Source organism: Candidatus Endolissoclinum faulkneri L5 (assembly GCF_000510265.1).
GTDB lineage: Bacteria > Pseudomonadota > Alphaproteobacteria > Thalassobaculales > Thalassobaculaceae > Thalassobaculum > Thalassobaculum faulkneri_A.
In genome coordinates, this window is record NZ_CP006745.1 from 468,029 (window position 1) to 482,403 (window position 14,375).

Below are 14,375 nucleotides of genomic sequence, written 5' to 3' on the forward strand. Positions count from 1 at the left end.
TCTATTAAGTAAATTTATGCGATAAAGTAATCTTACTAGTTATCACGATATAAGCTTTAAAATATTATATTGAAAGTTACTTAGTATGTAATTCTTAATATGAAGATTAGTTTAATATCCTTAGGTTTTATTATTTTTTTGATCTAGCTTAAACACTTAAAAGTTAGCAGAATTTAATTGCTTAAACTTTTAGGAAGTTTTAGCTGGATAGATGTATTGTTATGTCATCAATTATTAAGTAAAATTTTTTATAGTGTCATTTTAATAGTGTTATATAGATTTTTATACAGATAGTGGATTTTTATATAGTTATAGTGTTTTTTATTTAATTTAGGTTATATTAAGTGTTATATTTATAGTGTTATATAACTATATTACATGAGCTCCTTGCTTTAAGGAGAAAGCTGACCTTGTATTGTTTGGATGATTATTTCACAATAAGAAACTTCTTTACGAAAGAAGCGCTATATTAAGAACAGCAATTGTTATTTAGCTTTTAAGCATTGTGCTGTAGAAGCACGATCTGCTTAATCTTGATGTCAACTTTTTTACTCTTAATGTTTAAGTAGGCTTTTAAATATCGTATTTCAGCATAGGCTATGTGAGCTATTTTTGTTTTAATTAATCGGAGCTGATCTGGTTTTGTTTCTGTTAAGATAAATTAGTTTTGGATTTTTTCTATTATTACGTTATGTCTATTGACAAGCTTCGTGAATAGTGACTTATTAAATAATGGTGACTTAATAATTCTTGTGGAAGCTATGAGTTATGCGGTCTAAGATTTCGCTTTTGCGTATTTTATATAGTGCGAAAAGTATTTGCTCCAATTGGCTCAATGTATTACAGGTTGTATAGTGATTGGTTTAGCCATAATTATGTAGTTATATATATGTTACATAATATATACGTTACATAATATTATGTAGTTTATAATATATTATGTAGTTATATATTTTAAATATGTTTATATATATTTATAAATATATTTATAAATATATATTTTGGTATACGTTTTTTAGAATTTCGCTAAAAACCTTAAGTATTTTTTTTGGTCGGTCTTTAAAGGAGCTGCTAAAGATAATTTTAATGGTTAGATTAAGGTTAATTCTGTGAAATTTGGTTAAACGATTTGCGGTTTTTTTTTGGGTAAGCTTTGGCTTTGAAGATAGCAAATTAAGTCTCAAACTTTGAAGCAAGCTACCGCAGAATTCTTCAAAGGAGCTAATATTGATCATGCGCATAAAATTTCTCAGCATATTTGCTGCAGTATCGCTGCTTGCTGCTTGCGAAACCGCACCCACTGAGACCTCGAATGTCGAATCGACTGGAGTAAAGACGGATGCTGTTTCTACATCCCCTTCAAATCCCACTACTATAGTCCCCGGCAGTTCGGAAGATTTTGCTGCTAATGTTACCGATCGCGTTTTTTTTGCATTTGATAGTTTTTCTCTTGACGAGAAGGCCCGCCGAATCCTTAAAAATCAAGCTTCCTGGTTACGCAAATATCCAGCCACGATGGTTACGCTAGAGGGGCATTGCGACACAGTTGGTACTCGCGAATATAATATGGCCCTAGGAGAGCGTCGCGCTAATGCAGTTAAGGATTATCTTATTTCTTTGGGCAGTGATCCTAGTCACATAACAACTACCTCTTATGGTGAGGAACGTCCAATTAACAAGGGGACAACTAAGAAAGATCAGGCGGCTGGAAATCGTCGTAGCGTTACTGTAATTAATTGATAATTTTGCTTCTGCTTAAGTTCTACTTGACGTTATGATAAAAGGATGAAATTTTATTTTAGATTATTTCATCCTTTTATCTCTCCAATAGGCATTCTTGCGGTGGTTTTTATGTTATAGACTGATTTGCTAACTGGTAATAACATTTATTTGTGTGCTGGATGGTATGCGCAAAAGCTATGATTAGTGATTATTTAAACAATATCTAAACCTTAATTCCTAAGGTTTAGATATTGTTTAAATAATGTTTCTGTTATGTCTAAAGTTTTTTCATCCTAAGATGTATCTTCTCATCTAAGATGTAGCATGGTTAGTTGGGAGGGATTACACAATTTACTGCTAAATTTCTTAAAAAATTATTTTTAAGGAAAAACTTATTTAGACTAGAAATGGCCTAATTGGCAATGTTTTAGTCAATTAGCGGTATTGAGTAGTTTGTTCTTTTGTGAAAGAAGACTTTTCTCTAAGTCATGCTCCGTTGCATGATATCGATGCGATCGAATTGTTGGACATCGTTATGGCTGATGATCTTGATCTATATGGACCAGTTGCTTTAGCTGTTTCAGGTGGGCCTGACAGCACAGCTCTATTGTATTTTGCGGATCTTTGGGCGCGGCAAAGAAAAAGGAAATTGTTAGTACTTACAGTAGATCATTCTCTACGTCATGAATCTTCAAATGAAGCTGTTGAAGTTGCACGGAAGGTTGTGGCGATGGGGCATACTCACCGAGTGCTCACTTGGCGTGGGAATAAGCCAGCGACAAGAATACAGGAGACCGCTCGTGCTATTCGTTTAACTCTGCTTTCTGAGGCATGTTATAATGCTGGTGCGAATACTGTGCTACTTGCACATCATCGTGAGGATCAGGCAGAAACATTGTTGCATCGCATAAATTGTAACACTGGTCCAGAAGGACTCGCAGGTATGGCGCTGGTCACTTCGTGGAATGGCTTGCGGTTGGCTAGACCGTTTTTATCTGTGCCAAAGGATAGACTTTTGGCTACTTGCCGGAAAGCCGGGATTGACTACATTACGGACCCATCTAATGAGGATTTGCGTTTTGCTCGTGCAAAATTACGGCGCTTACGACCTGCTTTATCTGGGATAGGTTTAACGGTTGACCGTTTAACTCGACTATCTAATTCTATGAGTATCGCCCGTTGCGCTATGAGTAAGATAGTTAGTAACTGGCTGGCTCGTTATGCCGTGGTTTACTCTTGTGGTACTTGTCGGCTTGATCGATTAGCTCTGCAAGCTGAACCGGTTTATTTTATTGTTATTATTTTGCGTTACGTGCTCAATATAGCGGGCGGCTGCGGTTATCCACCGAGCAGCGAGGCGATGACCAAGTTGATTGATTGGTTAACTGGAGAGTCAGCTGTATGGCGACGTACTTTGCGTGGATGTTTACTCCAAGTTGATAATGCTGATCTTATAGTAATGCGGGAAGAAGTTGCTTGTGCGCCGCCTGTGTTTATACGTCGTGGCCAAGTCAGATGTTGGGATGGCCGTTTTTTAATACGCAACAAGACGAATTGTACAATAAATGTAGGATCATGTGGTACGGATGGATGGCGTCGAATCAAATGTTCTAGATTAACTTTGATGCTATCTAAGGAATTGCGAAATCTACCTTACCCAGCTCGTATCGCTTGGCCTGTTGTTACTAATCTTGACGGATCAATTACTCTCCCCCACCTTGTGTCAAGCGAACAAGATGCACTGAAATCAAATAGTATTGGGGTGGAAATCTGTTTGATGTCTCTGCAGGCGCAAATGATCGTTGGCCTGAAGGTTAATGGAAAGCTAAGGATGTGAATAATTTTGGTAAAAATATTGCTCTTTGGGTTATTATTGGCGTTTTGTGTGTAGCACTGTTCAATCTTTTTCAAGGATCTTATTCGCACACTAGCCAGCGGACTCTAGCCTATTCCGAATTTTTGTCTGAAATTGAAAGTGGTCGTATTAGTCAGGTTGTAATTCAGGGACAAGAAATTTCTGGCCAGTTTTTTGATGGTAATACTTTTAGTACTTATGCGCCGCAAGATATTAATCTTGTTGCGCAACTTACCAAGTCCGGTGTACGGATTTCTGCGGAACCTCTTGAGAATGGTACTTCCGGATTTCTTCAAATATTACTTAGCTGGTTCCCAATGTTGCTTTTTATAGCTGTTTGGATTTTCTTTATGCGTCAGATGCAGGGAGGAGGAGGAAAGGCTATGGGATTTGGCCGAAGCCGAGCTAGATTGTTAGCCGAGAGAAGTGGGCGTGTTACCTTTGACGACGTTGCTGGTGTTGATGAAGCAAAATCTGAATTAGAAGAAATAGTTGAATTTCTCAAAGATCAGCAGCGGTTTCGTCGATTGGGTGGCAAGATTCCTAAGGGATGTCTATTGGTAGGACCTCCTGGTACTGGTAAAACCCTTCTTGCGCGCGCAATTGCGGGTGAAGCTAATGTACCGTTCTTTACTATATCTGGTTCTGATTTTGTTGAAATGTTTGTAGGTGTTGGTGCTAGTCGTGTTCGCGACATGTTTGAACAAGGTAAAAAGAATGCTCCTTGCATCATTTTTATTGATGAAATTGATGCAGTCGGTCGTCATCGTGGTGCTGGAATGGGTGGCGGTAATGATGAACGCGAACAGACTTTAAACCAACTTTTAGTTGAAATGGACGGTTTTGAGTCAAACGATGGTGTTATTTTGATCGCTGCTACTAATCGGCCAGACGTTTTGGATCCTGCTCTTCTGCGTCCTGGTCGCTTTGATCGACAAATCGTCGTCTTAAATCCTGATATTCTTGGTCGCGCAAAAATTTTAAAAGTTCACATGCGCAAAGTGCCAATCGCATCCGACGTAGATGCACACACAATTGGACGTGGTACCCCAGGTTTTTCTGGCGCTGACCTTGCTAATTTGGTGAATGAAGCCGCCTTGTTAGCCGCACGTAAGGGCAAGCGCTTAGTTGGTGTTACTGAATTTGAGGAAGCCAAAGATAAAGTTATGATGGGCTCAGAACGTCGCTCTATGGTCATGACCAACGATGAAAAAAAGCTTACTGCTTATCACGAAGCAGGTCATGCTATAGTCGCTTTGCATTGCCCGAATAGCGATCCTATTCATAAAGCCACTATTATTCCGCGCGGTAGAGCTTTGGGTATGGTCGTACGCCTACCTGAGGGTGACAGGATATCATTATCACGAGCAAAGCTAGAAGCTGATTTGTGTGTTGCTTGCGGTGGACGTATTGCTGAATCCATTATATTTGGTTCCGAGCAGATAACTACTGGTTCTGCTTCCGACATTCGCATGGTGTCAGAGATGTCACGTCGAATGATTAGAGAATGGGGCATGAGTGATCAACTTGGCTTTTTAGCTTACTCGCCTGATCAATCTGAGATACTTTTGGGTCATTTAGTTAATCACCAAGCTAACGTTTCCGAAGCGACTGCTAACGTTATTGATAAAGAAATTCGCCGAATTAGTGATTGTGCCTATGACTACGCTACTCGAATATTGGAGAATAATATAGAAGATTTGCATGCTTTGGCTAAAGGCTTGTTGGAATACGAAAGTCTTTCTGGTAATGAGATTCAGGAGTTGTTAGCAAGAGGATCAATTAATCGTTCTTGCGGTCGTGATGAAAGCTGTAACAAGCCTAGCAACTCAGGTCTTCGTCGTAGAGCATCTGTGCCTACTGGTGGCAGTACTGGTGTTGCCACTACGACCACTAATAGTGCATATTGGACCTAATTTTCCGTAGCCTGGTGATTGCTGAGAAATGTCAACATCTTATATTAAAAAATTAATATTGGTAAATTTACCTAGCAAATCGAATTCGCCTGTGATGCAGAGAGTTTTACCCTCTTGAATGTATGCAAATAAATAAATTAGATTATTCTTAAAATATACTGGCTATAAAAGTATGGAAAGAATTAATTTTTTTATTAAAGGTAAACTATACGTATTTTATAGGTAATTGTGTTGCTTTGTTTTATATTTTTTGACTAATTGACCTAATTGATTTGTCTGTTTATGTAATTTGGTATATGTAATTATCTGCTGAGAAATTTCTCGTGTGCTATAAAAAAGCTTTATATATTAGTTAATTAGGCATTAAGCTCATATATCTTGTTAATTTCTTTATTTTTATTCAGCATAAAAAATTTATAATTTTTATTTTTAAATGGGTGTACTTGCAGTTAGTTAAATATTATGGAGTTTATTGAATATAAGCTTTCCGCTATTAGTTATGAAATTCTTTTGATTGATTAAAGTTTATTACAAGCATGTGATTTAGTATTTTTTGCAAAATTTGTAAGCAGATAGTATTGCAATACTTTTCTATTGAAGATTGAGCGTCTTTGTTCTATTATTTTATTTCTTAAATAAACAGCTGCTTTAAAATGGTGTTGATAATTTATCATCGTAATTTAAAAAATTAATTAAATTTAAATCTTCTTTGTCTTATTATGAATTTTCGTATTATTCGTGAACCTTTACCAACGCGCGGTTTGCCCTTATCTACAATAATTAGCCCAGAATATGCTCGCCCAGTCGATTTATTGTATGGCCCGATGGCCAAGATTGCGGTGGATGCTGGTGAAGCTTTGTTGTTAGCTGGCGGACCTATTGCTTTTCGTGCTCTACAATTGATTTACCGGGAAAGCAACTGCTTACGTGTGCAGACTGTCACTGTACCTGAACTTGATTCAGTTGTTTTGCCAATAGGTATGTTGCAATGCTTTATAAATTCTCGCCCACCTATGTGGAGCAATTCTGTTCCAGTTATTATGGGTATAGTTAATGTAACGCCAGATAGCTTTTTTGATGGTGGATTTTTTGCTGCACGGGATGATGCAATATCAAGAGGACGTCAGCTTGCAGCAGCTGGGGCTGATATTCTAGATATAGGCGGTGAGTCTACTCGACCAGGAGCTATTGAGATTACGGTTGCAGAGGAGATTGATCGAGTAGTTCCAGTGATTGAAGCGCTTGCTAACGAACAGTATCGAGTATCTATTGACACTCGCAAAGCTTCAGTAATGCATGCGGCTTTGGAAGCCGGGGCAACGATTGTTAATGATATTTCCGGTTTAATATATGATTCTAATGCACGAGAATTATTGGCTAATTACACTTGTCCAATTGTGCTTATGCATATGCGAGGCACACATGAAACGATGCACAATGATTACCACTATAGTTTTGCGCCAATTGAAGTTTATGACGAGCTTAGCGAGCGCTTAGCAGCTGCGGAGATGGCTGGAATTGCGTTAGACCGATTGGTAATCGATCCTGGCTTCGGATTTAGTAAAAGCGTATCGCACAATGTGCTAATAACAGCTTGGCTAACGATGTTTCATGGAATGGGTAGGCCTATTTTGTTTGGTGCATCACGCAAAAGTTCTATCGCTGCGTTGTCTTGCAAAGAGCCAGCGCAGGCTCGTTTACCCGGTTCTATTGCTTTAGCTTTATCAGCCTTTGAACTTGGAGTTCAAGCAGTGCGTGTACATGACGTCTCGGAAACGGCTCAGGCTTTCGCTGTACGTCAAGCTATTCTTAATTCATTATAAGCCTAATAGTTTAATCACTTTTATTAAGTGAGGATAGACTTTTATTATCTAAAACATTATTAACATATATTAGCATACTTATGTCGCGCACACTTTTTGGAACAGATGGAATACGCGGCCGCGCAAATGTAGAACCGATAACCCCTTCTATTGCTATGGCTGTAGCAATGGCGTCTGGTGCACGATTTCATACTAACCATGCCGGGCGCAACTTAGTCTTAATTGGTAAGGATACTAGGTTATCTGGATATATGTTGGAAACGGCAATGGTGGCTGGTTTCACCTCAATTGGTATGGACGTAGTACTTGTCGGACCGATGCCTACTCCTGCTGTTGCGATGCTAGTGCAATCTATGCGTGCTAATCTTGGAGTTATGATCTCTGCTTCGCACAATCCTTACTATGATAATGGTATTAAGCTTTTTGGGCCAGATGGATATAAGCTATCAGATCAGGTTGAAGCGGAAATTGAAGAAATGTTTACCCGCTGGCAAAGTTTACCATTAAGCAACTCTGAGTCACTAGGTCGTGCACGTCGTTTAGAAGACGAGCAGGGTCGATATATTGAGTTTGTTAAATCAGCTTTTCCCAGAGATTTGCGTCTAGAAGGTTTGAAGGTTGTTATCGATTGCGCAAATGGCGCTGCTTACAAAGCAGCACCTCGTGTTTTGTTTGAGCTTGGTGCTGAAGTCATCTCTATGGGAGTATCACCGGACGGGTTTAATATAAACGATAATTGTGGCACTACCGCGCCGGAAGCTATGATGAACCTTGTTAATAATGAGGGTGCTGATATTGGTATTTCCCTTGATGGAGATGCTGATCGGCTGATCTTAGCTGACGAAGAGGGGCGCAAACTAGACGGTGATCAGATTCTTGGCCTAATAGGTAGCTCTTGGTTGATTGATGGTAAGCTTAGCGGAGGTGGTATAGTAGCTACAGTGATGTCTAATCTTGGATTAGAGCGTTATCTTAATGGGATTGGTCTTAAGTTGGTGCGCGTTAAAGTAGGTGACCGATACGTGCTCGAGGCAATGCGTGCAGGGGGTTATAATGTTGGTGGTGAACAATCTGGACATATGATCTTAGCTGATTACGGTACTACTGGTGACGGTTTAGCAGCTGCTTTGCAAGTTTTAGCAGCAATGAAACGCTCTGAAAAGCCATTGTCCCAAGTTTCTAAGATTTTTGAGCCTATGCCTCAGATTTTGCGTAATGTTAGATTTGTTGGTCCAGATCCTCTATCTATCGATTCTGTAAAATCTGCGATCGTAGCTAGTAAGGCTAGATTGGGTGATAGTGGTCTTTTAGTAATACGTAAATCAGGCACAGAACCTTTGATCAGAGTTATGGCACAAGGTGAAAATCAAATAGAAGTGTTGTCTGCAGTAGAAAGAGTAGTGGATGCAATTGAACAAGCTACAAAAAAAACGATGGAGTAAAAAAAATTGTTATGTCGAGGCTGACAAAAGGACGTGTTTTAATCGTTGCCGGATCTGATCCTACTGGTGGCGCAGGTATTCAAGCTGATATCAAAGTTGTTACTGCCCTTGGTGGTTATGCTATGACTGCTATTACAGCATTGACGGCCCAAAATAGCAAATGTGTGCTTGATATCCATTCAATACCGATTGCTTTTTTGCGTAAGCAATTTGAACTTGTAATTGATGATATCGGCACTGATGTGATTAAAACTGGCATGCTACATTCTGCTTTGGTGATTGATCTTATTGTTGATCTAATTCAAGATAAGGCAAGAGATATCCCATTAATAGTTGATCCTGTGATGACAGCAAAGGGTGGAGGATGTCAATTGCTTAATTCAGACGCTATGCAAGTTCTTAAAGATAAATTAATAATGCGAGCGCATTTACTGACACCTAACATACCTGAGGCTGAGTATTTAACTGGTATAAAAATCAATAATTTAGATGATATGTATTACGTTGCTAAATCACTTTTATCTCTTGGTCCTTCGGCAGTTTTACTAAAGGGAGGGCATCTTTTTTCAGAAACGGTTATTGACCTAATGGTTACAAAAGACAATTTGCTTGAATTTAACAGTCCGCGAATTAGCAGCAATAATACTCACGGCACGGGCTGTACATTAGCGTCAGCTATTGCTACAGGCTTAGCTCAGGGGTTATCTATGAAAGATGCAGTATTACGAGCAAGGAAATATGTCTTTACAGCTATAGCAACTGCTCCGAGCTATACAACAGCTGGCTATGGTCCTTTAAATCATGTTCATACGGTTATTAAAGACATTTAGTCTTTTTTTTTTGAGCAAATGAGAGCAGCGAGCCGCCTAATTTATTTTCTTTAACTTGTTTCTTTATCTGTTTTCTTGCTCGTAGAGCGAATGCTCTAAAAATAAAATTGTATAATATATTTTCTATTAATGAATAGAAATACACTGATGATAATTTTTATTTTTTTACAGCATTAGTTAAGTATAAGATTTGCATGTAGCATCTGATGCTAGTAATCAGTGATTGACGACAACTCTGATTTATAATTTTGCTTAGTAGCTAAGTAAAATGATTGATGAATTTAAGGATTCTTATTAATAAAAATCTACTGTGTTTTTCTATTTTATAATATAGGCTTTTATCAAGAGTATAATCTATATTTTATCGAAATTAGTATATTATACTAGTAAATTATACTAGCATTAACAATAAATCGATAATTGTTAATTTTTAGTTAAGACTTATTACCTAATTAAAGCATTATATTTTACTTTTAAGTAAAAAACATGTAAAGATCAATAATCACATTGTGGATATTTTATTGTAACTCCAAGACAAATACTGTAAAATTAGATTATCTTAACAAGATGTCACGAAAGAACATGAATGTTAATTCGCTAGATATTTGTTTGACAAACCAAGGATCATATTTTTAACTTAAATAACTAGATTTTACAAAGAAAGTGATTTTTCTATGAAATTGGATTTAAACAATCGTTTTGACCGTAAGAAACTTGCTAATAATATTAGTATACAAAATTAAAAAAAATAAGAAAAGCATAATTTTAACAATGCACTTTCTTAACTCTGTTAATTTTATTATAATCTCATTGTTTTTTATTTGATATATTAAATTATAGACTATTGCTTTGTTTAATCTTCTTTACAAGAACCTCTGTTTTTACAAGAGGTTTTGTAAAGAAAAAACTTAATTTTGCGATTGGTTTATTTTAGCGTAGCAAGTTTTATTTTGTTTTTTTTAACTTCTCAGTTATGAGATGGATTGAATGATGTATTACTTTTTAATTAGAATATAACACACAATAAGTGTATTTATTTTTACTAGAATATTCTTTTCTGAAGAAAAAAAATATTAAAGAGTAAATTGGTTATATCTAGCAATTAACAATAAGGTATGGATTAATTTTAAAATGTGTGTTTTATAACATTAGAACAGAAAAGAAACGAAAAAAATATCCGCCCAAATTTGTATTATTTTATTGCTACAATATTGAATATTTGCCATCCGGTTGGATATAAATATTATAGGTTAATTAATTGATTTTACCAAAGATAAGTCGCCTTCTGCATTAATTTTAAAATTAAAATTATAATATGGCAGATTACTATTGAGATCGTCAATAAATTTTATGACTTATGCGAGCCTGAAGAAAACAACACACCCAAAAGCATTATAAAAAAACTTTACTTACGTCAAAAAATAGCTAATTTATGATAATTTATTCTTATTATTGTGCAATATAATGACTGCTACGAGCAGCGATGCTCCGCTTTTAGCGGGCGTTGTACAAGGCGATTGATTACTTCTGAAATCTCCATATCGTCAGATATAACAGAACGTACAGCTTCACATATTGGCATCTCTATACCCAATCTTCGAGCGAGATCAGTAATGGAAACTGCGTTAACTACACCCTCTACAGTATCCTGTTTACTACTGACAAGATCCTTTTTGCAGTGTTGATTACTACTTAAAACTTTACCAAATGACATGTTACGCGACTGCTCAAAAGAGCAAGTTAATGCAAGATCCCCAATGCCTGATAGGCCTGCTAAAGTTTCATCTCGCCCTCCAAGAGCCCGCGCTAGACTCTTAATTTCGTATAGCCCACGAGTGATTATTGCAGCGCAAGTATTAGCTCCAAAGCCATAGCCACTAGCAATTCCGCTAGCGATAGCAATTACATTTTTTACAGCTCCGCAAATCTCTACGCCTATTAGATCATCAGAAATATAAGGGCGGAAAAATGGCGTTGCGAGTGCTAATGATAGCCTATTAGCTAGTGATCCATCCGGATCAATTATAGCATCTGCCGAAGCTATAATTACTGCTGTTGGATGACTAGCAGCAACCTCTGAGGCAAGGCTTGGACCAGATAAGACGGCTATAGGTTGACCAGGCATTTCTTCAGCTACAATAGCTGACATTAGCTTCCCTGATTTATTTTCTACTCCTTTACTGGCCAAGACGATTGGAACATTTGTAGGTGCTACATTGTGTATCATTTTCCCAATTTTGCGAATAGCTTGAGAGGGAACTGCTAAAATAATCGCGTCAGATATAGCCACAGCTTCTGCTATCTCAGAAGTTGCAGTCACTTCATCGGGAATATTATAGCCAGCTAAAAATTGAACATTCGTTCGATTTTGATTTATAGCGTTCGACAAGGCTGGATTACGAGCCCACAACATAACTTTGGATCCGGCACGGGCAGCAATGATGGAAAGTGCTGTACCCCACGCCCCTGCGCCAATCACGGCAATTTTTCTTATTCTATTATCACTGTTCATGTTGCAAACAACAGCCTATTGTTTGTTCTTACTAAGATAAGGAAAAATTTTAAACCTGATCATTTTCCCCTCTAACTTGGGCTGCATGATACCCTTATCAAGATTTAAGCGTGTGGCTATTTGCTAACCTATTGTTGTATTGTTAAACCCAATATGCTTTATCTTTGTTAGATTACATTTAACCTCAGATGCATTTAAAAATAATCTTAGGCAAAATGTTATTAGCTAATTTACATTAGTGTAGCATATTAACTCCATTTGTATTAATAGAATTTCTAAATTTATTATTGCTTTAATCGCTGATTAACAACCGTAAAAGCATCAAAAGTTCTATATTATATTTCTCTTAAATAATCTTAAAAACGATATAGAGTTGGTTTGAATATTAATCTTTGACTACATTATGTTTTTCATGAATCGATTAGCTGTACTATTTAAAACTAAATGCGTATCTATGTTCTATTAACCTAAATACAAATCTAATAATCATATTGATAAATAACTAAATCACTTAGCATTGCTTAATATTTTTAGTATGTAGTTAATCAGCTGCCGCTCCGGCCAAGCTGAATAGAGCTAATTGGGAGAATTATTAGATCGGTTGCAAGGCATATCTAATGGTATTGATTTTTTGATCCGACCGGCTGTTGACTTAACTGCTAACTAAGATTTATTTTTGCGCTCAAATCCTGTGGATGTTGATGCATAAGATCTTTATGTAGAACTTTTTATTTTTTTTTTGACTAAAAATATAATATCATTCGTTTAATTAAGCTATTTTTTTTGAAAGCTGTTAACTTGACAAGTTGGTTAGATTATTACTATGCAATATCTTTGTACGCTAAATTCATGTTTTAATTTGAGTAAATTATTATAATTATACTAAATTAGGCAATAATTTATGGACTTGCGATGATGCAAAATTTGGTTGCCGAATTTAATAGTACAGTTTTAGCAAATGAAAAATGCTAAAGTAAATTTACCTAGAAGAAGTAAATTTACTTTAGCATGACTATCCTATACGTAACTAGAGTATTTTAATTTAATTTATTATATTTTGCTACTTGTACCATTGTAAATTATTAAATAAAAAAGCTAAGATTAACTTATTATACTAGATTAGTATCATTTAGCATTTATCTTAGTAATTTTTTAAGTTTATTTATACAGCTTGTCTGTTATCTATGCTTTCTTAAATGCTAATAATTTCTCAACATTACAATAAACAATCCGTGTGCGCAGTGATTTAAAGATTAATTAAATTGGAGGAAGTTGTTAATGAAGATATTTGGCTATTTATAGTAGGCGATAATAATCAAGTTTTCACGAAAAACAATTTAGCGTTAATTTCAATGTTATTTAGAAACGATTTTAGTATAGTTATAAATACTTATATAGTTTTCATCTTCAGGTGTTTTTTATTTATTGATAATACAATTTGCTCAATAGTTTGAATAATTATTCTAGCGATTGGCGCAAAACGTTACTCGCAGCTATTCCTACTAACGGAATTGCTGCGGATAATATTGCGCCTAAAAATAAAAGGCGTACACGAATGGCTGACCAGTCCCCCGTAGCCTCGATCGCGGAAACTGCGAAAATAAGCACCGGTATTAACAATGGTAACACGATTATTGTTATCAGTAAACCAGGGCGACGAGCGCTGATTACTAGTGCTGCTCCTAAAGTCCCGAATAGGCTAATAACAGGAGTCCCTAAAAGCATAGTAAAAATTGTGATAGGATAAGATTTTGATGGAAGATTCAGACCAACAGCTAAAAGTGGAGCTAATAATAACATCGGTAGTCCAGTTATTAGCCAATGAGCACATGCTTTAGCCAATACTAGCATCGATAGGGGTAAGCCAGAGAAGATAAGTTGTTCTAACCAACCATCTTCATAATCTTTTTGAAATAATTGATCAAAAGATAGCATTGCTGAAAGCAATACGGTAACCCATAGTACTGCCGGTGCTATTTTAGAGAGCAAAACCGGAGCAGAACTAAGTCCAAGCGGAAATAAAGCAACCACTAGAACAAAAAAAGCTAGCGTCATAGCGATATCAGTACCATGCCGCTTGGCAAGCTGCAAATCGCGGATAATAACAGCTAGAAATAAAGCCACAGTTCTCAATCGTGAAAGCGTTGCGCGTCTGTAATTATTGCTAAATGTATCACATAAATTAATTTTTGCGAAATTACTTAACTAGTTAGCTAGAATATTATAAAGTATAAGCTGAATACGGTATGCAATCTTGATGGTTATTTTATGGAAA

8 protein-coding genes are annotated in these 14,375 nt (G+C 36.5%); 6 read left to right on the plus strand and 2 right to left on the minus strand.

From position 1 onward, the window contains the following. Positions 1 to 1,233: 1,233 nt before the first annotated feature. The 6 genes from P856_RS01430 to thiD all read left to right on the plus strand — a co-directional run bounded on the left by P856_RS01430 (position 1,234) and on the right by thiD (position 9,588). A complete protein-coding gene (locus P856_RS01430; protein WP_025300397.1) occupies positions 1,234 to 1,740 on the plus strand; it encodes an OmpA family protein in 507 nt (168 codons plus the stop codon). A 445-nt stretch (positions 1,741 to 2,185) separates the two neighbouring features. Further along, positions 2,186 to 3,559: a tRNA lysidine(34) synthetase TilS gene (gene tilS, locus P856_RS04145; RefSeq protein ID WP_025300398.1), complete on the plus strand. Its 1,374-nt coding sequence runs from the start codon at positions 2,186 to 2,188 to the stop codon at positions 3,557 to 3,559. After that, complete coding sequence (gene ftsH / locus P856_RS01440; RefSeq protein ID WP_025300399.1) at positions 3,556 to 5,493, plus strand: ATP-dependent zinc metalloprotease FtsH; 1,938 nt, start codon at positions 3,556 to 3,558, stop codon at positions 5,491 to 5,493. The genes tilS and ftsH overlap by 4 nt, the downstream gene beginning before the upstream one ends. A gap of 719 nt (positions 5,494 to 6,212) precedes the next feature. Continuing rightward, a complete protein-coding gene (gene folP / locus P856_RS01445) occupies positions 6,213 to 7,316 on the plus strand; it encodes a dihydropteroate synthase (protein WP_025300400.1) in 1,104 nt (367 codons plus the stop codon). Positions 7,317 to 7,396: 80 nt separating this feature from the next. Further along, on the plus strand, positions 7,397 to 8,758 hold the full coding sequence (gene glmM, locus P856_RS01450) for a phosphoglucosamine mutase (RefSeq protein ID WP_025300401.1): 1,362 nt from the start codon (positions 7,397 to 7,399) through the stop codon (positions 8,756 to 8,758). A gap of 11 nt (positions 8,759 to 8,769) precedes the next feature. Then, complete coding sequence (gene thiD / locus P856_RS01455) at positions 8,770 to 9,588, plus strand: bifunctional hydroxymethylpyrimidine kinase/phosphomethylpyrimidine kinase (protein ID WP_025300402.1); 819 nt, start codon at positions 8,770 to 8,772, stop codon at positions 9,586 to 9,588. Positions 9,589 to 11,059: 1,471 nt separating this feature from the next. Here the strand turns inward: thiD and P856_RS01460 are convergent. Both P856_RS01460 and ccmB read right to left on the minus strand, forming a co-directional pair. Then, complete coding sequence (locus P856_RS01460) at positions 11,060 to 12,100, minus strand: NAD(P)H-dependent glycerol-3-phosphate dehydrogenase (RefSeq protein ID WP_044214843.1); 1,041 nt, start codon at positions 12,098 to 12,100, stop codon at positions 11,060 to 11,062. A 1,458-nt stretch (positions 12,101 to 13,558) separates the two neighbouring features. Next, positions 13,559 to 14,224, minus strand: a complete 666-nt coding sequence (ccmB, locus tag P856_RS01465; RefSeq protein ID WP_025300403.1) for a heme exporter protein CcmB — start codon at positions 14,222 to 14,224, stop codon at positions 13,559 to 13,561. Between the last annotated feature and the right edge of the window lie 151 nt (positions 14,225 to 14,375).

Bases quoted from the DNA above. Each gene is read 5' to 3' on its own strand.
- P856_RS01430 (WP_025300397.1), top strand. From the start codon at position 1,234: ATGCGCATAAAATTTCTCAGCATATTTGCTGCAGTATCGCTGCTTGCT.
- folP (WP_025300400.1), top strand. From the start codon at position 6,213: ATGAATTTTCGTATTATTCGTGAACCTTTACCAACGCGCGGTTTGCCC.
- glmM (WP_025300401.1), top strand. From the start codon at position 7,397: ATGTCGCGCACACTTTTTGGAACAGATGGAATACGCGGCCGCGCAAAT.
- thiD (WP_025300402.1), top strand. From the start codon at position 8,770: ATGTCGAGGCTGACAAAAGGACGTGTTTTAATCGTTGCCGGATCTGAT.
- P856_RS01460 (WP_044214843.1), bottom strand. From the start codon at position 12,100: ATGAACAGTGATAATAGAATAAGAAAAATTGCCGTGATTGGCGCAGGG.